Annotated in this window: 18 protein-coding genes; 7 read left to right on the plus strand and 11 right to left on the minus strand. The window is 32.9% G+C overall.

Going from position 1 to position 24,866, the window contains the following annotated elements; genetic code table 11:
* Positions 1–299: 299 nt before the first annotated feature.
* The 6 genes from FOF46_RS12720 to FOF46_RS12745 form a co-directional block, all read right to left on the minus strand.
* Positions 300–1,475: a hypothetical protein gene (locus FOF46_RS12720; RefSeq protein ID WP_143916696.1), complete on the minus strand. Its 1,176-nt coding sequence runs from the start codon at positions 1,473–1,475 to the stop codon at positions 300–302.
* 125 nt (positions 1,476–1,600) lie between these two features.
* Complete coding sequence (locus FOF46_RS12725) at positions 1,601–3,538, minus strand: tetratricopeptide repeat-containing sensor histidine kinase (RefSeq protein ID WP_143916697.1); 1,938 nt, start codon at positions 3,536–3,538, stop codon at positions 1,601–1,603.
* A gap of 1 nt (position 3,539) precedes the next feature.
* Positions 3,540–4,268: a LytR/AlgR family response regulator transcription factor gene (locus FOF46_RS12730; RefSeq protein ID WP_143916698.1), complete on the minus strand. Its 729-nt coding sequence runs from the start codon at positions 4,266–4,268 to the stop codon at positions 3,540–3,542.
* A 273-nt stretch (positions 4,269–4,541) separates the two neighbouring features.
* Positions 4,542–5,768 (minus strand): hypothetical protein, encoded by a 1,227-nt coding sequence (locus FOF46_RS12735; protein ID WP_109435765.1) that lies wholly within the window; start codon positions 5,766–5,768, stop codon positions 4,542–4,544.
* Positions 5,769–6,032: 264 nt separating this feature from the next.
* Positions 6,033–7,400: a RagB/SusD family nutrient uptake outer membrane protein gene (locus FOF46_RS12740; protein WP_143916699.1), complete on the minus strand. Its 1,368-nt coding sequence runs from the start codon at positions 7,398–7,400 to the stop codon at positions 6,033–6,035.
* 15 nt (positions 7,401–7,415) lie between these two features.
* Positions 7,416–10,403 carry a SusC/RagA family TonB-linked outer membrane protein gene (locus tag FOF46_RS12745; RefSeq protein ID WP_109435767.1) on the minus strand — a complete coding sequence of 996 codons (2,988 nt, stop codon included), beginning with the start codon at positions 10,401–10,403 and terminating at the stop codon, positions 7,416–7,418.
* A 317-nt stretch (positions 10,404–10,720) separates the two neighbouring features.
* Here FOF46_RS12745 and aspS point away from each other — a divergent pair, with 317 nt between their 5' ends.
* The 4 genes from aspS (at position 10,721) to FOF46_RS12765 (ending at position 15,053) form a co-directional block, all read left to right on the plus strand.
* On the plus strand, positions 10,721–12,469 hold the full coding sequence (gene aspS, locus FOF46_RS12750) for an aspartate--tRNA ligase (RefSeq protein ID WP_143916700.1): 1,749 nt from the start codon (positions 10,721–10,723) through the stop codon (positions 12,467–12,469).
* Positions 12,470–12,629: 160 nt separating this feature from the next.
* Positions 12,630–14,417 carry a chloride channel protein gene (locus FOF46_RS12755; protein ID WP_109435769.1) on the plus strand — a complete coding sequence of 596 codons (1,788 nt, stop codon included), beginning with the start codon at positions 12,630–12,632 and terminating at the stop codon, positions 14,415–14,417.
* A gap of 99 nt (positions 14,418–14,516) precedes the next feature.
* Complete coding sequence (locus FOF46_RS12760; protein ID WP_143916701.1) at positions 14,517–14,765, plus strand: hypothetical protein; 249 nt, start codon at positions 14,517–14,519, stop codon at positions 14,763–14,765.
* Between the two features lie 93 nt (positions 14,766–14,858).
* Positions 14,859–15,053, plus strand: a complete 195-nt coding sequence (locus tag FOF46_RS12765; RefSeq protein WP_109435771.1) for a cold-shock protein — start codon at positions 14,859–14,861, stop codon at positions 15,051–15,053.
* Between the two features lie 120 nt (positions 15,054–15,173).
* Here the strand turns inward: FOF46_RS12765 and FOF46_RS12770 are convergent, their stop codons facing one another.
* From FOF46_RS12770 to FOF46_RS12785, 4 genes are all read right to left on the minus strand, one after another.
* Positions 15,174–16,847, minus strand: coding sequence for a tetratricopeptide repeat-containing sensor histidine kinase (locus FOF46_RS12770; RefSeq protein WP_143916702.1), 1,674 nt, complete (start codon positions 16,845–16,847; stop codon positions 15,174–15,176).
* A gap of 161 nt (positions 16,848–17,008) precedes the next feature.
* Positions 17,009–17,671: a 3'-5' exonuclease gene (locus tag FOF46_RS12775; RefSeq protein ID WP_109435773.1), complete on the minus strand. Its 663-nt coding sequence runs from the start codon at positions 17,669–17,671 to the stop codon at positions 17,009–17,011.
* Between the two features lie 12 nt (positions 17,672–17,683).
* Positions 17,684–19,603, minus strand: coding sequence for a DUF294 nucleotidyltransferase-like domain-containing protein (locus tag FOF46_RS12780; RefSeq protein ID WP_109435774.1), 1,920 nt, complete (start codon positions 19,601–19,603; stop codon positions 17,684–17,686).
* A gap of 17 nt (positions 19,604–19,620) precedes the next feature.
* Positions 19,621–20,070 (minus strand): nucleoside deaminase, encoded by a 450-nt coding sequence (locus tag FOF46_RS12785; RefSeq protein WP_143916703.1) that lies wholly within the window; start codon positions 20,068–20,070, stop codon positions 19,621–19,623.
* A gap of 80 nt (positions 20,071–20,150) precedes the next feature.
* Here FOF46_RS12785 and FOF46_RS12790 point away from each other — a divergent pair, with 80 nt between their 5' ends.
* The 3 genes from FOF46_RS12790 (at position 20,151) to FOF46_RS12800 (ending at position 23,463) form a co-directional block, all read left to right on the plus strand.
* On the plus strand, positions 20,151–21,110 hold the full coding sequence (locus FOF46_RS12790) for an energy transducer TonB (protein ID WP_143916704.1): 960 nt from the start codon (positions 20,151–20,153) through the stop codon (positions 21,108–21,110).
* A gap of 39 nt (positions 21,111–21,149) precedes the next feature.
* Positions 21,150–22,922, plus strand: coding sequence for a 1-deoxy-D-xylulose-5-phosphate synthase (locus FOF46_RS12795; RefSeq protein ID WP_143916705.1), 1,773 nt, complete (start codon positions 21,150–21,152; stop codon positions 22,920–22,922).
* Between the two features lie 115 nt (positions 22,923–23,037).
* On the plus strand, positions 23,038–23,463 hold the full coding sequence (locus FOF46_RS12800) for a lipocalin-like domain-containing protein (RefSeq protein ID WP_143916706.1): 426 nt from the start codon (positions 23,038–23,040) through the stop codon (positions 23,461–23,463).
* A 47-nt stretch (positions 23,464–23,510) separates the two neighbouring features.
* Here FOF46_RS12800 and FOF46_RS12805 read toward each other — a convergent pair whose 3' ends face one another.
* On the minus strand, positions 23,511–24,854 hold the full coding sequence (locus FOF46_RS12805) for a deoxyguanosinetriphosphate triphosphohydrolase (RefSeq protein WP_143916746.1): 1,344 nt from the start codon (positions 24,852–24,854) through the stop codon (positions 23,511–23,513).
* Positions 24,855–24,866 lie beyond the last annotated feature (12 nt).

Below are 24,866 nucleotides of genomic sequence, written 5' to 3' on the forward strand. Positions count from 1 at the left end.
TAATCCACTTTATAGTCCAATGATAATTTTTCTAATTCATCCTTTGGAATATAATTTAAAACTTCTGAAACCTTCATAGTTTCTCCCTAAATTACATAATTTTAAGGTTTCGAACACTTATGATTCCAAAGCCTCGCAATTAAAGGAGGAACTCAAGGCACTTTATTTTGTCCCACTATTACTCCACCATATTCAGGAGGAACATGCGGTGTTAGTGAATGTGATTGTGAATAGTTTATAAAAAAAGGAGATCTTAAATTTAGATCTCCTTTTTTTTATACTCGACAATATATCAGTAATTATTTAATAATCTTTGCCGTTATCGAAAGTTTTGCAGGTTCTAATAAATCATCAACACTTTGATGATTTCGTATTCTGGAATAAAAAACTGCAGTGCTTTTATATGTGCCTTCTGTATAAACTCTAGAATCAATAGTTACATCGATATCTGCATTTTCTCCTGGATTCAATGCTATTGGTGGTAAAACTCTACGTGCAAGAATAACTCTTCCTACTCTAGGGTCGATCATAGGCTCATCGTTTTCATAAGTTGTACTCCTTTGAAAAACAATAGGATGATTTCCTTGATTAATCCATTTTGTAACACCTCTAAAAGTTTCAGGCGGAATACTACCTTCTGCAACGTCTGGAACAGTAATAGGTGTAGTTTCAATCCTAACAGGATTAATTACATCTACAATTACTTGGGTTGTTTTAAAGTCGTTATCATTTCTAACTAATAATATGAAACTTTTTGGGTATTCAAAATCAATACTTGTATCTGTAGTTGGAAATTCAGTAGTTATATCCTCTGGTAGTGTAGATGAATCTTGTGTATAATATAAACTTGGACCATCATATGTAATGGTCGGCACTAAATTTGTAAAATCGGTTCCTAACGGAACAAAAACGTACAAAATATCTCTACCAGATTCTTCTATAGTTCTCGAAACTGTAATGTCATTTGAAAGATCGGGATTTTTACTTTTCTCAAAGACAAAGCCTGTGATTTTTAGCGTTGCAGGAATAACGGGGTCTTCTTTTACAATACTTACATTATAATGTAGTAACTCTTCTTTATCACCTATAGCATTATAGATTGTAAATACATGCACTTTTTGATCTTCAAAAGACAACCGCACATCATTTCCTGGTGAGATACTAAACTTACTTAAATTAAGTTCTTCTGATGTGATGGAAACACTTATACCTTCTAAAGAAAGTATTGAACTAGCCAAGGTAATCTTAATTTCTCCAGGGTTCACTTCTTTATTGTCAACAATTTCTGGATCTACAATATCTATGAAGACGGGTTCTATTCCGAATAATGGAAAACCTGAAAGTTTAGCTTCTTCAAGATTAATCTCTGATTCTGGTGGCGGTGTAGAATCATCATCGCTAGAATTACAATTCATCATTAAAAAAATAGAAAATATTACACCTCCTATATTCAACAATTTAATATTATTTCTCATTACTTCTTTTTAAAAATTACGAGCAAATCTATCAAGTCGCTAAAGCATTTCTAAATTAATATGGTATTGTATACCATTTATATGGTGAATGCTCTAAAACAATAGGTAAATCCATTTTTTTGCAATTATTCTTTTATATCAAAAGTTATAGTATAACATGCTCCAGGATTCGAAAAAATTTCGACAGTTCCATTAATCTGCTTGGTTAACCCTTGTATAAGTTGCATCCCCAAAGACTTACTATCTTCTATTTTAAAATCTTTTGGAAAACCAACACCTGTATCTTGTATTTTGAGCATACATGTATCATGATTTTTAGAAGCTTCTATATTAATTCGCCCGCTAGTATCTTCTTGAAATGCATATTTGATACTATTGGCTATAATTTCATTCACAATCAAACCGCAAGGAACCAAATAATCCATATCAAGATTAATATTATCTATAGCTGTTGTTATTGTTATATTTTGCTCTGGAAGATCATAACTGGTGTTAAAGTATGTAAGTAAGTTATCCAGATAGGTTTGTAAATTAATCAACGACAAATCACTGGATTTATATAATCTTTCATGAATAATAGCCATGGCCTGTATTTTATCCTGAATTTCTTGTAAAATCTCAAAAGAGCTCTTGTGATCTCCAAATTTATGCTGAAGCCTTAATAAGCTAGATACGATCTGTAGATTATTTTTCACCCTATGATGTACTTCTTTTAATAATATTTCGCGGTCTTTTAAGGTTTCAGAGATTTGTTTATTCTTTTTTGCAAGAATTTTATTCGTCTTTTGTTTATTCTTATACGCGTAGAATAGTGTTAATACTATTATTGTTAATGCAACTAGTCCTGTTATTAATATAATTTGAGTTGTACGCTGATTCTTGTTTTCTAATTCCTTTATTTGATTTTCATTAGTTAGTAACAGCACTTCTTTCTCTTTGTTTTCTAAATCAAATTTTGCCTGTACTTCTTTTAATTGTTTATCTTTTTCTTTAGTAAATAAAGAATCTTTAATCTCATTGTACTTTAATAGATATTCATAACTTTTCTGGTGTTCCCTTTTTCTATTTGCATATTCATGTAAAGCACCATACACTCTTGATAATTGAGGTAAAGCCCCTATTTTTTCCCCAACCGACAAAGCTTTATCATAATGTAATCCTGCAGTTCTAAGATCCCCGAGTTTTTCATAAATATTTGCTAGTGTTAAATATGCTAGCGTATTATCCTCAGAGTACCCCGAATCCAAACGCATTTGCAAAGCTCTTTTAGAATGTATTAGCGCTTCTTCATATTTTTCTTCATCTATACTTATCTGCGACAAATTATTTAACGAACCTATCATTAGATCTAAATAATTTGTTTCCTCTGCAATTTTAAATGCTTCTGTCAACGTTTTTTTAGCTTTGTCAAAACGTTTTTGGCGCATATACATTTCACTTACATTGCCTAAAACATAAGCCCTATACTCCTGATTACCTGACTCATGAGATAACTCTAATGCTTTTTCATAATATATAGTTGCATTGTCATCATCTTTTAATCGACAAGAGTATAAAGTTCCTAGGTTATTGGTTATTGCTACGATAAGATTTTCCTCCTTACTTTTTTCATATATCTTAAGTGCCTTTAGATAATAATCAAGCGCTGTTTCATACTCTCCCATACGTATATGAACTACCCCTATATTTTGATAACACTTGCCAATCCCTAGTTCATATTTTAACTTTTTTGAAACCTCTAATGCTTTAGTATAGTATAACAATGCGTTTTCATGATCAGATTTGTCATTGTAAAACTTCCCTAACCGTATATAAAAAAAACCTGTGTTTTTATTGTTTTCATTTTTTACCAGTTCTAATCCTTGCTTTGCATAATCAATAGCTCTGTCTACGCTTATTTTACTGTATTTATTGGTTAATTGTTTATATAATTCAATTTTTTCCTTTTTAGAAGCTACTGCCAATTTTTGCTCCAAACTATCGGTTTGCGCTGTAAGTGAAACATAAAAAAACAATAAAAACAGGCAACCATACTGCCGTAAAAAATGTATTATTTTCTTCATTTTATATAATATCTAATCGCTCTATCAATTGACTTTTATATGCTTTGCTTATTGGTATATTTTTATCTCCAATAAAAACAAACCTATTTTCTATTTTATCGATTTTATCCAATGCAATAAGATAAGATCTATGAATCCTTAAAAATCTATCTTGCGGCACTTTTTCATAGAACTCTTTCAAAAACATATTAACTACAGTCTTTTTTTCTTTTGTAATAACTTGAGAATAGTTATCCATAGCTTCAACCCACAAAATTTCACTTATCTTAACGCTTATCAACTGAGATTTATCTTTTACAAATAAAGTGTCTGATACTTTGGCACCGGATGTAACAGCTTTGGAAGTCTTGTTTTCTAACTGCTTTTGTAATGCTATTTGTATTGCAAAGGACAATTCTTTTATATTAAAAGGTTTTAATAAAAACCCAAAAGGTTTAGATTGTAATGCTTCTTTAAAGGTACTGTTATCTCCATAAGCGGTAAGAAAAACAATTGGAATTTTATACCTTTTGTAGATCTCTTCTGCTGCTACAATACCGTTTTTGTCTCCCGAAATATTAATATCCATGACCACAATATCAGGTATCGCCTCTTCTGTATATTTTATCGCTTCGTTATAACTGCCAGCAATCCCTATAATAACATATCCTAGTTTTTCTAAACTAATTTTAATATCCAATGCAATGGAAAACTCATCCTCGACTATTAATACTTTTTTATTTTTTACCATAAACACCTTATTAACTTTGAGCACAAAGCTATTTAAATACCAACCTGTAATTATTAAAAAAATATTAATGTTTACAGGTTGGTAAAATCGATTATAAACTTATTATAATCAATCAAACTTAGGTTTAACTTGGGGAATCATTCTTGGTATATCTCATATATTCATATCAAAGAGATGAAACCATAAAGTTTAATCTCTTTGATACTTCCTATTTATAACTTTTATTAGTACATTCTTTAATTGATTAGTCTCTGAATTACAGCAGCTACTAAACTACCTAGGTACAATTGTTGTTTTAATATTAAACACTACAGTATTGAATATGTCTTCTATTGGATTTAGATCATCAATGATATCGTTAATTCTTGCCCGATTTACATCATATTTAGGAGAAAATATAATATCCACATCATAATCTCCAATTGCCGCTCCATCTGTATTAACACTAATATTCATCTTTCCTTGTTCTCCTGGCATTATACGAGATCCTTGTAAAGGGTCTCTTACTCCTAAAAAAGCAGTATATATATTTCCTATACCGTCTGCCGTGTTATCTATATAGTCACTTGCCTGAAGATTTATCTCTATTGGATGATTGCCTCTATTTCTATAATCAAAAACCTCAGCGCTGGTATCAAATCGTATGATTCCTCTATCTTGTTCCAAATTCGTTGTCAATATCGAACCTTGTCGTAATTCGATTGGGTTTTCTACATCTACAATTACCCGATATATCTTCTGAGACTCTGAATTTTTGACTAATAGTCTAAACTCATTTCTATCTTCAAATCTTCCAATGTCGTAGTCACTAGTAAAATTAATCCTCAGATCTGCTTCTGGATATGTAATGAAATCTCCATCTCCTTGTTTATGCTGCAATTCTTCTCCTTCAAAATCTACAGTAGGAACCAGATCTGTTAAATCTGTTCCAATCGGAACTAAGATAAATATTGCGTTACCACTTGTACTGCCAGGGTATTCTATTATCTTCTTTGTTTCAATATCTGAAGGCAAATCTGGGTTTTTACTTTTTTCGAATTTAAAACCCGTAATCTTTAACTGATCTTCAATTGGGGCATCTTCTTTTATTACAGAAACCAGATAATGAATACTTTTCTCTGGATCTTGCAGTGAGGTAATCGTATAGGTAATAGAACTTCCTAATGAATAGGATTGTACTAATCCAACTGCAGGAGATATTTCAAACTTAGATTCATCAAAATTAACTGAAGCTAGACTAAAACTAAGATTATTAGAAGTTGCTGGAACTGTAACAATAATCTCACCTGAAGTCTTTTCTTTTCCATCTACAATTTCTGGTTGTCGTATTTCTATATTGGTATATTCGACCTCAGTAAACTTAAAATCATTTAGGTTTGCTTCTGTTAAATCTATTTCTACTGGGTTATTCAGTTCAGAATCCTGATTATCATCATCAGAACTACACCCAATACATAGACTAATTAATAAAAATGCGCCTGCTTTACATATACTATTCATGATATTGTATTATTTTATCTGCACAAACTTATCTTCTACAAAAACATAGGCAAAATCAATATGGTAAATCGTATAGTTTTCTTGGTGAATGATCAAAAAGAAGAGGTGGTTAATTTTAGCAGTTAAATATCAGAGTGATTAAAAAAATAAAACAGTATACTTTATAGAAATTTAATTTATTAACGAAGGAAAACATAATATCTAAAAAAAACGCCGCAAAATCTTGCGGCGTTTTATATATTCTACTAAACAAACAATTATATACTATCTATTTTCATTTGCCGGAGTAGGAAATCTATCAAAAATTGCGTCACCTGGTCGATCAATAGAACCTGCTAAATCACTGTTTAATCTACCAAATCGTCTTAAATCAATCCATCTATGTCCACCTTCTGCATACAAAGAATATCTTCGTTGTTTTAAGATTTCAGTTACCAATTCTTCTGGTGTTGTACCACCAGTATATCCTGATAATCCTGCAGCAGTTCTAACCACATCAATTGCGGCTACTGCTGCAGTCGGATTAGTGATATGATTCGCTTCTGCAGCTAATAAAATCAATTCTTCATTTCTGATAATGGGTACAGAAGAAGTATTACTAGTAAAAACAAACACATCATGAGTTGCATTTAAATCATCGGCTGAATTAGCAACCCCATCTGGCCCAGCAACAGTAATTGGATTAGGTTCCAGTACTCCTGTATCAGCATTGGGCAACTCTCTAAAGACTACTTTATTTAAACGTGTATCTCCAGCTTCTGCATCGGTGATAAATGTTGGGTGTGCTAACCTCACATTAGATAAGGAGCTATTTAATGCAAAAAATAATGGATTAGCAATATCTGCTCCATCTAGTGAAAATGTAAAATAAGCACCTGTTGAAAGATCCCCACTCATATTCATAAAAGAATTTCCAAGAAGCGTCAGTACCGAAGCATAATTTCCGCGATAGGCTTCTACCCTAGCTGCTAGAGCATTATTAAATTCTAAGATGCTTACATCAGAAAAACCAGATGGAAGAGAAAAAGGTAAGTCACTCCCAGCATTAGATAAATCGGTTGCCGCATCGGCTAGCAGATTAAAAATAGCTGTCAAAGAGTCATCATAACTTAAGAAAGGACCTAAGTTTTGAGGATCGGCAACATCGACTCGTATCCCATTTTCAAATTGTTGATTGAGCACCATTAACAATTCATGAGCTTTTATTGTATTGGCAAAACCTCGTATTCCTGCAACTTCCTCTGTCGTGAATGTTTCAGTCGTATTTGCTAGTCCTTCAAGTAATAAATTTACATCTTTAACCGTTGCATATCGAGCGGCATACGGGTTTGTTGTATAAAATGTATTATCGTCTAAGGTACCTGTCAATAAATCTGCTGTCCATCTGGGATCAGAACTTGCTACACGCCAATATTCACGACCTGCAACGGCTTGACCATCTACTTGTGTTCCTAATCGAGAACGCATATCAGATAACACACCAAATATTGCATCTCTTAACTCTCCACGAGACAAATCACTAGAGATCGACTCTGTACTTGGGCCATTCAAATCTTTTCCATCTTCAACCTCGCAAGACACGAGTACCACCGAAGATAAAATAGTTATTAAAAATATCTTTATTATTTTCATTTTCTTTCTTTTTAATTAAAAATCAACTGCTAAGTGAAATAAATAACGTTTTGAGGTAGGAAATGGTGTAACTTCTACTCCAGTCGACAATCCATTAGACCCAAAATTCGAAACTTCTGGATCATAACTATTATAATCAAATACATTGATTAAGTTATTTCCTGAAAATCCTATTTTAAGGTTAGAAACATATTTTCCAAAAACCTTCTCACGTATCTTACTCGATAAGTTATAATATAAACCAATTTCTCTTAATCTAAGATATGAAGCATCTTCTACAAACGGGGTAGCATTTCCCGAACCAAAAGCTCCAATTCTAAAAGGTCCATTTGCTGTCACTCCTGCAGGATCTAGGTCAATATCATCAAAATCTGGACTAGTTCCTCCAAAATCACTTAATAGATTAGTTAAATTGATATTATCACCTCCTTGTTTCCAGTGCCATAAGAAAGATAAGGTAAAGTCCTTATAACTCAAGTTATTACTCCAGGTCATCTGAAAATCAGGAGCAGCATCTCCTAGTACCACTAAATTACCATTAGCATCATTTCCTACGATTTGCGTAGCACTTTTCCCTTCTTCAATTCTAAATGTTCCTAAACCTGCTCCAAATCCTCCAAGGTTAAATGCATCTACATCTAACTTAGTGATCTCTGATTCATTAGTAAAAAATATCAAATTCGTATTCCAATTAAACTTATCTCCTTCTAATACATCTGCATTTACACTAACTTCTACTCCTCTATTTTCTAAATTACCAGCATTAGAAAACTCTAAAGTAAATCCTGATGAAGGTTCTATGTTAGATCTTAAGATCAAATCATCCACTTTTTTATTATAATATGAAAACTCTAAGTTAATCCTGCTATCCAAGAAACTTGCATCAAAACCTACTTCTAATTCCTTTTGTCGTTCTGGAGAAATATCTGGATTCCCTAGTGCTAATGGGCTTACGGGAACAACAATACCAGCAATACCATCAATTAAAGTGTTTGTATAGGTAGTAAATAAAGCTCCATTAGGTGCAAAATTTCCTGCCTCACCATATGCAGCTCTAATTTTGAATTGATTAATAACAGGAATTTTCCAAAAATCAAACTTGTGTAAGTTTACTGCAGCAGAAGCTTTCGGGTAATAAAAAATTTCATTAGCATCTCCATTATTACTTGATTTATCCCCTCTTACCCCAAGAGTACCAATAATTTTATCTTGATAATTTAATTCTTCCTGAACAAAAAATCCTTGATCTTCCTGTTCTTGTCTAAATTGATTTACACTAATATTTGCACCTTGATCCAGGTTGGTTTCAAAACCAATTAAATCTGTAGCAATATTACCTACGGTATTTCTATAAAATGTTTGTTTTGTTACACCAGCTTGAGTTCTAAAATTAAGACTATTACTTGTGGTATAATTATGTACTAAAAAAGCCGAATAGTTGGCGTCTTTATTTTCTGTTGTTCCCAATGCAGATACTCCATTAACACCTCCATTCCCTGGTTTTTGAAATTGTAGTAATTTTGGAAAAATAGTAGTCGTTATTAATTCATAATAATCAACTCCTCCTCCTAATGCAAGTTTTAAGTTAGACTTTTCTGCTTCATAAAGCTTAACATCTAGTGTAGCTCCCACTATAAACCTATTAATATCCTCTCTATTGGTAATCAAATCTCTAGTTTGTAGTGGATTTGAAGCCGCATCTGGGTTATCAGGGTAAATCCCTAACTCATTAGGAAACAACTGTGTCCACGGCTTTGTAAAAGTTGCTGATTGTCCTATAGTGGTAGTGGTGTTATCATTGTTAAAATATCCACGATCAGATTGAGAATCTATATAGTTACTAGATAAAGAAAGTTTTGCTCTATCTTCAAGAAAACTATGATTTAAATTTAAACGTATCGACTTTCTATTATATCCAGTATTTTTAACAATTCCATCTTCTTCATTATTAGAAAAACCTGCATAATATTGTGTATTCTCAGATCCTCCTGAAACATTTATACTGGTATTAGAAATAAATCCTTCTTCACCATAGATTTCTTCTTCATAATCCACAAGTGTACCACTGTCACGAGCTGCAGTAAATAAAGCTCCGTTGCCAGCGCCTGTCCCCTCAGCCGATGCTTCAGTAAAGTTTCTCTGTCCTCTTAATCTAATAATTGTATTAAATCCAAAATCCTGAGAAAAAGAAATTTTTGTCTTCCCTTGTTTTCCTTTTTTCGTAGTAATTATGATTACCCCTGCAGCAGCTCTAGCTCCATAAATTGCAGCAGCAGATGCTCCTTTAAGAATCTCTACACTTTCTATATCATCAGGGTTGATATCTGCAATCCTGTTTGATGGGTTATCCTGACTAGATGGGTTTCCACCACTCGCTGCTCCAGACACAGAATTTAAACCTGTTGCAGAAATGCTATTGTTATTTACATATACTCCATCAACAATATATAGTGGTTGAGAGTTACCATTAATAGAGGTTACCCCTCTAAGTTTAACAGCAATACCTCCCCCGGGAGCACCAGAACTTTTTGTAATTAATGCACCTGCGAATTTACCTGCCAATGCCCCGTCTAATGTTTGTGGTGGTGTCAACCCTGCCAAATCTTCCGCAGAAACAGACGAAACAGCATTAGCCGCATTACTTCTCTTAACCGAGGTTGCCAAACCTGTAACAATTACTTCTTCTAATGATTCTGTAGATTCACTAATCTGTATTGTGATTTCCCCAGCAGTTTCAACATCAACTACTTTTGTTCCAAATCCAAGAGCAAATACCTTTAGCCTTGTAGGCAAAGTTCCTACTGTAATAGAAAAATTACCATCAATATCACTGGCAGTACCATTATCGGTACCATTCTCCACAATATTAACAAAAGGCGCCCCTGCTCCGGTAGCTTCGATGACCACTTTACCTGTAATGGTCTCTTGAGCCAGCAGTATTGCTGGAGCAAAAATTAATAATAGCAAAATCTTCATTTTGCTAAAATGAGTTCGTTTTTTCATAATGATTTGTTTAAATGTTTTGTTAAATCTATTAAAAGAAATTGAAATAATAATGTTACAACTAACAATTGTTCGCAAAAAAAATCATAATAACGTATTGATTTTGAGTTAAAACCACAAAAAAAGTACGGATAAACTATTAAGCTTAAATTAATTTTCTAACTCATGACAATCTATCAAATTGATGTATTTACAAACACAATTAACTGTTACAGATCATTTAAAACTATTCCTTGGTTAAATCATCAAAAACTATCAACTCTCTACTGTGCACTAATCCATAAATCTTCTTATTTTTGCAGCCTTAATATATAACTATGTACAGAAGCCATTCCTGCGGTGAATTACGCGCCTCAGATATCAATAAAGAAGTTACCTTATCTGGGTGGGTACAAAAAACCAGAGATAAAGGGTTTATGATATGGGTAGACCTTAGAGATCGCTATGGTATTACTCAACTGATTTTTGATGAAGAACGCACACCTAGAGCGGTTGTTGAAAAAGCCAAAACTTTAGGTAGAGAATTTGTTATTCAGATTAAAGGAACCGTTATAGAGCGTGAGTCTAAAAATAAAAATATCCAAACCGGAGAAATTGAAATTCTTGTCAATGAACTGACTGTGCTTAATGAAGCTATAGTTCCCCCGTTTACTATAGAAGACAAAACAGATGGTGGAGAAGATATAAGAATGAAATACCGATACCTGGATATACGACGTAATCCTGTAAAAAATAGTTTAGTATTTCGTCATCAGGTGGCTATGCAAGTAAGAAATTACTTATCAAAAGAAGGATTTATTGAAGTAGAGACTCCATATTTGATTAAATCTACACCAGAAGGAGCACGTGATTTTGTAGTACCTTCTCGAATGAATGAAGGACAATTCTATGCTTTACCGCAATCTCCACAAACATTTAAGCAATTGCTTATGGTTGGAGGCATGGATAAATATTTTCAAATTGTAAAGTGCTTTAGAGACGAAGATCTAAGAGCAGACAGACAGCCTGAGTTTACACAAATAGATTGTGAAATGGCATTTGTAGAGCAAGAAGATATTCTAAATACCTTCGAAGGACTTACTCGCCATCTTATAACTGAAATCAAAAATATTAGTATTGGAGATTTTCATAGAATGACCTATAATGAGGCTATGCAAACGTATGGGAACGACAAACCAGATATTCGGTTCGGAATGAAGTTTGGAGAGCTTAACAAAGCGGCTCAGCATAAAGAATTTAAAGTATTTAATGATGCCGAGCTTGTCGTTGGTATTGCTGTTCCTGATGGAGCATCTTACACCAGAAAAGAAATAGATAAACTTATTGATTGGGTAAAACGACCTCAAGTAGGTGCATTAGGAATGGTCTATGTAAAATGCAACGAAGATGGTACATATAAATCTTCTGTAGATAAATTTTATGATCAGGATGATTTGGCCAAATGGGCAGAAATAACAAGAGCAAAAGCAGGAGATTTAATTTGTGTGCTTTCTGGTCAGACCAACAAAGTAAGAGCGCAATTAAGTGCACTTCGTATGGAACTTGCAGAACGTCTTGGATTAAGAAATCCAGAAGAATTTGCTCCTTTATGGGTTGTTGATTTTCCATTATTAGAATGGGATGAAGAAACAGAACGTTATCACGCAATGCACCATCCATTTACCTCTCCAAAACCAGAAGATATTGATTTATTAGACACTAAACCTGGCGAGGTAAGAGCTAATGCATATGATCTTGTTTTAAACGGAAATGAAATTGGAGGAGGATCAATTCGTATCCACGATAAGGAAACACAAGCGTTGATGTTTGACCATTTAGGTTTTACGCCAGAAGAAGCAAAAGCTCAATTTGGATTTTTGATGGATGCTTTTCAATATGGAGCTCCGCCTCATGGAGGTATTGCTTTTGGACTTGATAGATTAGTCGCTATTTTAGGAGGTCAAGAAACTATTAGAGATTTTATAGCGTTCCCAAAAAACAATAGTGGTCGAGATATCATGATAGACGCACCGTCAAATATTGATGACACCCAACTTAAAGAATTGAATATAAAACTTGATTTGTGATATACTACAAATCATATACTAACGTTTTAAAACTCTATTTATATAAAATCCCGCAACAAGCGGGATTTTTATTACCTTTAAACGAGAGTAATACTAATTTTAATAGAATGTAGTGTTAAATGCGACATTCTAAATTAAAACTGGTATAAGATCAAAAAATATGCCGTCCCAAAAGAAGAAGACATTACTTTATAAGGTTCTTAAATGGCGTTATCGTCATATCTCTGATAAGACTTTTGTTCTTATTTTAAGTATCCTTGTTGGTTTTACAGCTGGTCTCGTTTCCTTATTACTAAAAAACATTACTCACTTAATTCAAGTTGTTCTCGAAAGTGATATTATCTCGTGGCAGACGTCCTTCTATTTTATTATTCCAATAATAGGTCTGTTGATCATTTACCTATTTACAAAATATGTTATCAAAAAAAACCCTAAGTCTGCAATACCTTTAATTCTATACTCTCTTTCCAAAAAGAAAGGAATTATAAAACCTATTCATGGATATTTGCCTCTTATTCTGGCTCCTATCACCGTTGGATTTGGAGGTTCGGTTGGGCTTTTGGGACCTGCAATTAGTTCTGGATCTGCATTGAGTTCGAGTTTTAGCACATTATTTCATGTTAATCAAAAGACAAGGGTTTTACTTATAGGATGTGCATCAGCCGGTGCCATATCTGCTGTATTCAAATCTCCTTTAGCGGGTCTAGTTTTTGCCGTAGAAGTATTTAGCCTCGATCTTACTTTAGTTTCATTATTACCTCTACTTTTTGCCTCTGTATCTGCTATAATTACTTCGTATTTCTTTTTAGGAGATGAAGTTTTATTTAGATTTGATGTAATAGAAAAATTTGATATTTATGATACTCCTTTCTATATTATTTTAGGAATAGGTACTGCGTTTGCCTCGATATATTTCACCAAAATGTACTTTGGGATATTACACTTTTTCAATCGTTTTTCGAGAAAGATTCATAGATTATTAATAGGCGGGCTTGCCATTGGTATCATGTTATATTTTATTCCCCCTCTTTATGGAGAAGGTCTTGGTTTTATAAACGATTTATTAAATGGTAATCACTTAAAAGCCATTGGAAAAACTCCATTTGATTCATTAACTAGTAATATTTGGATTATTATTGCGCTATTGGCAGGTATAACTATTTTTAAAGCTGTTGCAATGACTGCTACTTTTGCTGCTGGAGGATCGGGAGGAATATTTATTCCAACAATGGTAATGGGCAGTGCCTTGGGGAATGTAGTTTCCAAAGTTATTAATAATCTGGGGATAGGTTTTCAGGTTTCTGAAGCAAATTTTACTTTATTAGGAATGGCAGGGCTTATTGCAGGGGTATTACATGCTCCCCTCACATCGATCTTTCTCATCGCAGAGATTACCTCGAGTTATGAGTTATTTGTTCCTCTTATGATTACAACTTCAATTTCATTTATAATTTCTAAAAATGGGATTGAACATAATATATACACCCGAGAACTGGCAGAACAAGGTCACCTCCTAACACATGACAAAGATCAAACGGTATTGACTCTCATGAATCTTGAAGATTGTATTGAGACCAATTTTATAACGGTAAAACCCAATTATACACTAAAACAGTTATTAAGTGAGGCTGTTGCAAAATCCAACCGAAATTTATTTCCAGTTACAGATGAATCTGATCATCTCATAGGTGTAGTATCATTAGATAACATTAGAGATATTATGTTTGACATTACCTTGTATCATAAAATTAATGTCGATACTCTTATGTCTCAAACTCCTGCCAATATAATATACGAAGAAGATAATGTAAAAAAGGTAATGCAAAAATTTCAGGATACCGGGGCGTGGAATCTTCCAGTTATTAAAGATGGTAAATATTTTGGTTTTATCTCAAAATCAAAACTTCTTACTGCATATCGTAGAAAGTTGATTAATTTTACACGATAATCAAATTAAAAATAAAATAAGCCTGTATAGTTTGATGGATTCTCATTCAAATATTTATTGGTTAGTTTTATGTAACCTCTAAAATCATATCACGAATACATGAAATATGTCATAGTCATACTTTTTATATCCGTTGTAATACTGATCTGTATTGGATATTACTTTAAAAATATCGGAGATCATCTCATGGGAGATAAGCTAGTAGGAATAGGTATACTAGCTTCTTCTTTTATTTTGATGCCAATTTTTATATATCACAGGTGGAAAAACAAGAAGGTAAAGGATTACATGCTTACTGAAGAAAACCTAAGAAAAATGCGGGATTACGAGAAAAAAAGGAGGATTTGAAGTAACGAAATTCGAAAATATTCACATTTTCATAACAATTCGTAAAAAATTTAAAACTACCTTTAATATTCAACTACTTATTATTTTATTACAATGGAAGGAACAGTAAAATTTTTTAATGAATCAAAAGGTTACGGATTTATTACCAACGACGAAACAGGAAAGGACATTTTTGTTCACGCTTCAGGAATTGATGGAGAAGCCTTAAATGAAGGTGACAAAGTAGAGTATCAGGAAGAAGAGGGAAGAAAGGGGCTCACCGCTGCAAATGTCCGTATAATTCATTAAAACGAACATTAAAACTTCTAAGTTTTAAAAGCACTACCGATGTAGTGCTTTTTTATTGCATCAAAACTTAGTCTCCTATGTATTTTGTTTGAAACTAAAAAAATTTAAACCAATCAACTACTAATATTTTAATAGTTGATGAGGAAGAACCAAAGAAACCTTTGTCCCTCTTTCTCCATAAATACTCATATCCTCTATTTCGATATATGATTCGGTTTTAAACTCTTTAGAAAGCATCGCCAAACGTTCTTTTGTTATTATTGTAGCTAATGATTTTTTCTTATCATTCTTTATTTTATTATGATCAACCCCTACTCCATTATCTTTGATGACACACAATAGTTTATTCTCTTTAAAAGAGATGTTTATTTCAATTTTCTTATCATCATCATGCTTTTGAAAACCATGTTCAATAGCATTTTCAACAAAAGGTTGGATCATCATAGTCGGAACCAAAAATTCATCTGCCTGCACGTTATCATCTACCTTAATAGAATAATCAAATATATGATCAGCAGCCAAATTCTGTATGTCAATGTAATGTTCTATTGTATTTAATTCTTTATCTAACATAACAAGATTATTCCTCGAGTTCTCCAGATTTCCCCTAAGTAGTTTAGAGAACTTAGAGAGATAAGCAACTCCTTTAGCTTTTTCATCATTCAAAATCATACCTTGTAATACTGCGAGAGAATTAAATATGAAATGCGGTGTCATCTGAGATCTCAACAATTTTTGTTCTATTAGTATATTTTCATGTGCTGATTTTATATTTCTATACTTATATAAAAATGTCAAAAAAAGTAACCCGAGAATAACAATAACTACAATTATAATACCCCACAAAATTTGCTGATATGTTCTTTCTAATTTAGAATCTGTTAATTTAACCTTGTTTTGAAGTGATTTCTCTCTTACATCCGCTGTTTCTGCTTCTTTTATATTCTCATTCAGCTTTTTATTAAACATTAACTCCTCAACCATTTTCACAGAATCCAAATACACACTTGCTTCATCAAAAGAATTCGTATGTTTATAGTACTCATAATAGTTATCTAATCTATTTTTAATTAAGCGAAGAGGTGTATCTTTTGTCTCGAATCTAGCTGAGGAATCCAAATATATTTTAGCTGTTTCAAATTCTCTTTTATTTAAAAAAAGGTTTGCCATATTGGAATAGACAAGAGTTACTCCCGCTGAATCCTTATCTTTTTTATTCTCTTTTAATGATTCATTAAACCCTTTTAAAGCATTTTCATAATTACCTGTTCGCATTAAAATAAGGGCATAATTATGACGATATAAATTTAGTTTTACAAATTTATCACTCTTAATTCTATTATAAATATCTAATGCTTTATCATATTCATCATTTTGGAAATAAAGCATACCCCATTTAAAACAAAGTAGTTCCAACTGTATAGAATCCTGTGGTCTAAACACATTGCTAACTTTTTCACAAAACTCTATACCTTCCTTTATTTTATTTAAATCAATTAAGTTTTCTGCTTTTAGATTAATCGCCTTCATTAGATTAAGACTATCATCTGTACTCAACGATTTTTGAATCATCTTGTCAGAAATAAGCAAGCCATTAGAATAATTCCCCAAACGCCCATAAGATTTTCCTAAATAAAATAACTCAGAAGCCAGAAGTTCTTCTTTCTCTCCTTTCTTAGTTAATATATTGACCAATTCCTCATATCTATCAGCATCAAATAACGAATCCAGGTTACTTTGACCATACGATATTAAAAAATTAATGAAACAGAAGAAAAAGAATATTTTTTTCAATTAATATGTATTTACTTTTTGTTTTTATATGAAGTATAATGATTTCCTATTCAAAATCATTTTAATCATACTCGAGTTTTCTTTTATCCAAAGATAAAGGTAATGATTTAAACATTTTTTAAGATTTAGAAATGAAGTAGTCTAAAAAATTTACTTAACATTTATAAAAGTGCCTTTTTTATATCAACTCCCTTCTTTTTTAGTCTGGATACAATCTTCAAGAAAGCCATTGCTGTTATAAAAGCATCTCCAGAGGCAGTATGTCGGTCACTTTTTGAGATTTTGAGATCAATACAGAGATCATCAAGACTATAATGGCTATTAAGTATATCATTGCGATACACTAAATGTTTTGTTTCCTTAAAGAGTACACCTGTATCTAAAAATTTATTTTTTAATACGCCTAATCCATGTCTTTGCAAAGCTTTATTAATCATTCTTCTGTCAAATTCTGCATGATGCGCAATAAGAATGGCGTTCCCTATATATTGTATAAATAATTCGAGAGCTTTTTTTTCTGTAATTTTATCAAATCCATTATTTTTTCGAATTCCGTGAATTTCTACAGTATCCTCATTAAATACCTCTTGCTCTAAATAGACTTCTAATTGATCAAATACAAGTATACTATTATTTTTGACCGCCACCCCTCCAATAGATAATACCCTATCGTCTATATAATCAAATCCGGTAGTTTCTGTATCAAATGCAACAAAGCGAATGTTTTCAAAAGCTAATTTATCGCCTCTTTTTTCAAAAAGCGAAAGGTACTCTTTCCAGAAATCAGGATGATTTTTATTTTTCTTTTTAGGCCAAAATTCCATATAAATTTGGTGTTACATCAAACTCTTAAGTTGAAAACGCACTTTTAATACTTCTTGTATATCACGTATTGGCCTAAAACATCGTTTTAGCTTTAGTTTATCATTCTTACTTAGTGTATTCAACTTAATAAACCTTCCTGAATCATGGTGAAGTAAACCTTGGCGGGTTCTGAATTTAATAAGTACTCTAAATGCCTTTGCACAACTTTCAAAAAGTGCAGCATTTTCTGGTTCAACTTCACCAAGCTTGGCATACCTAAGCAATGTATTATTTACTCCTTTCAGATTATGGTACAGTGATAATATCCTGGCGGCATCAATCAATACCATCATCGCCCTGGTTTTAATATCAAAAGTATCCTTATGCTCCCCATTTTGTTCTACCAGAAATTGTTTAAAAAACCCTAATGGAGAAGGTTTTTGTAGAGCACTGACTCCTAACAAGCCTAAGAATCTATTACTTTTATTAACACCATCAAACACAACATCAGATAGTTTATCTGCGAGAGTAACCTCCCCATATACATATTGAAAATCAAAAAATATTGAGGATAATAATGTACCTTCTTCATCAGGAGTAGTCATCCATTCGCGAAACTGAGATTCCCATTTTGAGACTGTCATACACCATCTTGGGTTACTAGCCATCATTTCTGCAGGGCAGTATTCATATCCGATAGTATGAAGCCCTTTTGTAATTATACCTGATAATTCTAAAAAATAACGCTGTATTGACTCATAATCTTCTTCAGGAACATCTTCAAAAATCAAAGCATTATCCTGATCAGTCATCAGTAACTGCTCTCTTCTTCCCTGGCTTCCCAATACAATAAAACAAAAAGCTACCGGAGGTGGAGAGGACATTTCTTTTAATGCAAGCTTAATAACCCGTGTAATTAATGCATCATTAATCTCTGATATGATATTAATAATATGTGGTGTTGGGATATCCTGTTCTAAATATGACTTGAGTAATTTCTCTACCTGTTTACGAATATATCTTAGTTTCTGAAGTTTTTTAACCCGTTTGGTCTCTTTTATCAAAACCGAAGGGTTATTACCAAAAGATACCAAAAGATCATGATCAGAAAGAATCCCTATAAGTTTTGAGTTTCGTGTACCATCTTTAGTAATACATAGATGACTTAAATTATTTTTAATCAATGCAATTTGGGCCTCTGCAACTGTAACTTTTTTTGAATATGTAAATACCGGAGTTATCATAATTTGAGAAACCAAAGTAGTAATAGGAAATATTCCTGTAGCTACTTTAACCCTAAGGTCTTCATCTGTAATTATACCCAAAGGATAGTTGTTATCATCGACAATAATCATACAACTTACCCTTTTTTTTGTCATTTTTTTAGCAATATCCCGAATAGTATCCTCTGGCGAACAAGTGATGGGTTTTTTTCGATAAGAAACAGTACGTAATCCAGAAAGATCTTTGGCAGCTTCAATAGAAATGGTATTATCTATTCGATGTCCTTTTTCAGTTTCGGTGTAATCATTTCGCGCATGAGCCGCAAAACTACTCAGTAAAAATTTATTTACTTCTTTATTCTCTTCTATAAAGGGTTCAAAAACTTTTGCAGGAATAGCATAAACAATAGATTCTTCATCTGCTATTGCAGACATACGATAGTTTTTTTTGATAATCATAATCCGAAGACCAAACAAATCTCCAGAATCACATATATCGACCAAATTCTGATTCGACTCAAAATTACGATATAGTCCTATTGCTCCTTCTCTTACAATGTAAAACTCATCATGACATCGATTATCTTGTTGAAAGATATATTGTCCTTTCTCTACATACAAAACTCTAATATGTGCAGAGATCGATAATAGTTCTTCTTTTTTTAAGTAATTAAAAGGAGGAAATTGCTTTAAAAAATCCTGGATACGTTCTGCAATAGTATTTTTCATATTTCAAAATAACATCATCAATTCAGGTTTCTTTTTTCTATAAAAAAACGAGATAAAAGTTCTCCACATTCCTTTTCCATAACTCCTCCTATGATTTCTGTTTTAGGGTGAAGTTTTGTCCCCATTGCAGTAAACCCTCGTCTTTCATCAACAGCTCCATATACTACTTTCTTTATTTGACTCCAATACAAAGCACCAGCACACATCTGGCATGGTTCTAAAGTAACATATAACGTACATTCTTTTAGATATTTGCCTCCCAGAAAATTTGCTGCAGCAGTTATAGCTTGCATTTCGGCATGAGCCGTAACATCATTCAATAATTCTGTAAGGTTATGTGCTCTGGCAATAATCCTATCAGCCACTACAATAATAGCACCTATGGGAACCTCATTTTTTTCATATGCTAATTCTGCCTCCTGAAGAGCTTTCTTCATATAATAAGAATCATCCAATGGATCTAACATCGCTATAACTTAAGATTATACACAAACTTAAGCAAATTGGCAGGAAACTTGATTACCATTAAAAACTAACTTTTTAATTTATGGGAAAATTCTATAAAATTTCGATTCCAAAACCTTGTCATGAAGATTGGAATACGATGACACCTTCAGAAAAAGGTAGATTTTGTGATTCTTGTGCAAAAACAGTAATTGATTTTACAACTATGTCTTCTTTACATATACAAGATTTTCTGGCTGAAAATAAAAGTAAAAAGATATGTGGTCATTTTAAGAAAACACAACTGGACACCATACATATTTCGATTCCGATTCACATTATTAAGACCAAACATACCTTTAAGCGATCATTTTTGTTGGCATTGCTTATTGTCATGGGAACCACTTTGGTTAATTGTACAAATCACGATGGAAAGCAACAAAAAATTGAAAGCGTCGAATTAAAAGAAGTTATAGATACTAAGAAAAATAATACTTTTAATATTGATAGTATTCCAAAGAAATGCACAAAAAACACTTCTCTTACTTCTACAAAGAAGAAAGAAGAGACAGTACCTGGATTTATAGAGGTTATTCCGGAAGAAATCATACCTCCACCAGTGATTCCTGAACCTATTGAAACGGTAGAAGGTGGTATTGAAATTGTAATGGGAGATCTAATTGCTTCTAATGAAATCATAAACCTTAATCAACCAATTCCTATCCATCTACTTGACACATCTCCAGCATTAAGCAAAACTCCAATAAAAAAAAGGACACAAGAAAATTATTCAAAACAGATGAAAAAGTTGATCACAAAATATTTCAACACCGATATCGGAAGAAAATTGGGATTACAAGGTGTACAACGAATATATGTAAGGTATGAGATCAATAAAGATGGAGTAATCAAAGATATAGAAACTAGAGCACCACATCCAGAACTAGAAAAAGAAGCTAAAAGAGTATTGCAAAAGATTCCAAAACTCATTGCAGGAACCTACAAAAATGAGCCTGTACGAACCATATATCATTTACCGATCGTATTTAAGATAGAAGAATAACCTTTTAAAGTTGTAGTTTTGTGCATCAATTATCTTTGAATGTCTAACGAGTTACTACAACATATCACATACCCCTCTGATCTAAGAAAACTATCTCCGGATCAATTGCCAAAATTAGCCCAAGAATTGCGAGATTTTGTCATCAACATTGTAGCTACCAAGGAAGGGCATTTGGGGGCGAGTTTAGGTGTTATAGAACTTACTATTGCATTGCATTATATTTTTAATACTCCTGATGATCTTTTGGTATGGGATGTGGGTCATCAAGCATATCCACATAAAATTCTGACTGGGCGAAAAGATATATTTCATACTAATCGTCAACTAAACGGTATTAGTGGTTTTCCAAAACGCAGTGAAAGTGAATATGATACTTTTGGTGTAGGGCATTCCTCAACCTCTATTTCTGCGATATTAGGAATGGCAATTGCTTCTAAACTTCAAGGAAATACAACAAAACAACATATTGCAGTAATCGGAGACGCTTCGATTGCAAGTGGAATGGCTTTTGAAGGGCTTAATCATGCCGGAGTAACTGATACAAATATGTTAGTCATTCTTAATGATAATGCGATTGGAATCGATCCTAGCGTAGGTGCACTTAAAGAATATCTTACCAAAGCCAAAGTTGGGGTTAAACCTAGAACCAATAATATCATCGAGGCTTTAAATTTCAATTATTTTGGTCCAATAGATGGCCATGATTTACCAACTTTACTCAAAACCTTAGAAATACTAAAAACCACAGAAGGCCCAAAGCTTTTACATATTATAACCACCAAAGGAAAAGGATTAAAACAAGCTGAAGAAAATCAGGTAAAATATCATGCACCAGGTAAATTTGATGCTTCTACTGGTGATTTGATTTCAAAAGATAGTACCGGACTGCCACCCAAGTTTCAGGATGTATTTGGGCATACTATTCTGGAGCTGGCAAGAAAAAATGATAAAATTGTGGGTATTACTCCCGCTATGCCAACAGGAAGTTCTTTAAAATACATGATGGATGAAATGCCAGACAGAGCCTTTGATGTTGGCATAGCAGAACAACATGCGGTTACTCTTGCAGCCGGAATGGCAGCACAAGGCTTGATTCCTTTTTGCACTATTTATTCTACTTTTTTACAACGTGCATATGACCAAGTGATACATGATGTGGCCTTACAAGATTTACCTGTTATTTTTTGTATCGATCGAGCTGGTATTGTAGGAGCAGATGGAGCCACACATCATGGAGTTTTTGATATTGCTTATCTTAATTGCATCCCTAATATCATCATTGCTGCTCCTGCAGATGTTATTGAATTAAGGCATCTACTCTATACCGCTTCGTTAGGTTTAGATCATCCTATCGCTATACGTTATCCCCGAGGAAGAGGACATATTACCAACTGGAAAGTAGACATGCAATCATTAACAATCGGAAAAGCAACTCAATATACCACAGGATCAGATATCGCTATACTTTCTACAGGTACAATTGCTCATAATGTTATCAATGCTTTAGATTCATTACATCAACCCATTGGTCATTATCACTTTTGTTTTATAAAACCATTAGATGCTGATCTACTCAAACAAATACTACAGCAATATAAAACCATCATCACAGTAGAGGACGGAGTTGTAAAAGGCGGATTTGGAAGCTCTATCATCGATTTTGCTAATCAACATCAATTTAAAAACAACATTACCACACTCGGTGTTCCAGATCAATTTATCCATCATGGCACTGTTGATGAATTACATGATATTTCTGGTATATCTTCAGAAAGTATTCAAAAGGTGGTAAAAAATTCCTATAACTTTTAACTCTTTTCATCACTTTTGTCTTTTCACTTTCAAAAAAAAATAAAATAGGATGGTAACATTTCTAGCTATATGGTAACCTACATAAGAACAAACTATTATTTAATTACTATCTATCATGAAAAAATTTAGCGTATTTATCCTTCTTTTTACTTCAATTCTAATGTCTTGCAATAGCGATGATGATAATCCTCAAAGTGAAAACCCAGAATCGACTTCAAAATTAATAGGGAAATGGGGAGAAATTTCATTTTCTCAACAAGGAGAAATGATGACTATAACAGACTGTGAAAAAAGGTCTACTATAGAATTTAGCGCTCAGTCGTATACCGATATTGGTTATGCACCTGTCAATACCGACTGTCAAATTGATTATCAAGATACCGGCACATGGAATGAAGATGGAAATAAACTTACCCTTACATATACTGATGAAGGGGAAACAATTGTAGAAGAAGCCGTTTTTACTATCATCGATGATATACTAACCATAGAATATGATGATGAAGGTTTTAAAACTGAATTTGGTTATAAGAAACTATAATCTCTTGGTTCTTTTGACAAAATATAACATCTATTATTTGATAGATGTTATATTTTTAACCCTCTAATCTTTTGAAATTTCAATAATGCATTACCATCTGTGAGGCTTGCTACATAGTTACTGATTCCTATCAGTCGTGTATATAAATCGGTATTTGTATAATCAAAATTCTCTCCTTCTGCCCTAAGAATAAGTTGATCATAGTTTGAACTCTTACTCTCATTAAAATTATCTGTAGCCACACAATATCGGTCTAAAAGTGTTGCAAGAATTTCATATCCTGCAATCTCTTTCTCTGTGACTTCCTGGCTTTGATAAATTTTGGCAATACTAATCTTGATAATGTCGTTAATTTGAGCTTCATATTTGCTTTTATCTATTAATGCTGCATCAAAATCTCCAGACAGTATTGCTTCTTCATTTTGAATAAAGATAGTTGCAGCCTCTCCTATTAAAGTATTGATTGCTAAAGCTCTTAAATAACTCAAACGATCAGCAGTAGTTGCCAGTTTATTATATTTTGAAGTATTAATTGTATCCTTTACTAGTTTAATCAAATATTCTAATGCATATTCCTCTTCTATTAATCCCAGATTTATCCCATCTTCAAAATCAATGATTGTATAGCAAATATCATCGGCTGCTTCTACCAGAAAAGTTAATGGATGACGGCTATAAGTAACTTCTTTTCCTATACTATGTTTTAACAATCCCACTTCTTCAGCTACCTCCTCAAAGAAGGCTTTTTCATTCTGAAAATACCCAAATTTTTTATGCGCAATATGTTTTGTCGGTTTTTTAGGTAGTGATTCTTTAGGATACTTCATAAATGCACCCAAGGTGGCATAAGATAATCTAAGACCTCCTTCAATTCCTTCTCTGGATTCTGTAAGGATTTTAAAACCGTTTGCATTACCTTCAAAATCAATCAGATCCTGGTACTGCTTTGGCGTGAGCTGATCTTTATATCGATTACCACTTCCTGTTTTAAAATACTCTCCTATAGCTTTTTCTCCAGAATGCCCAAAAGGTGGATTTCCAATATCATGAGCTAAAGCCGCCGCCGCAACAATGGCTCCAAAATCATTAAATTGATATCCATGGATTGCAGAAAGATGCGGATGTTTTTCTAAAACTTTCTTTCCCACTACTCTACCCAAAGAACGCCCTACTACAGACACCTCTAAACTATGGGTCAGTCTCGTATGCACAAAACTAGTCTTGGACAAAGGAATAACCTGTGTCTTATCTTGTAAACTCCTAAAGGCAGAAGAGAAGATAATGCGATCATAATCTACCTCAAAACCTAATCGTGTTTCATCCTGCTCTTTACGTAATCTTTTATTTTTATCCCCTTGTCTTTTTAACGACAGAAGTTCTTCCCAATTCATCATATTTCTAAG

The organism is Aquimarina algiphila (genome assembly GCF_007489275.1).
In the GTDB taxonomy this organism is placed as follows: Bacteria; Bacteroidota; Bacteroidia; order Flavobacteriales; family Flavobacteriaceae; genus Aquimarina; species Aquimarina algiphila.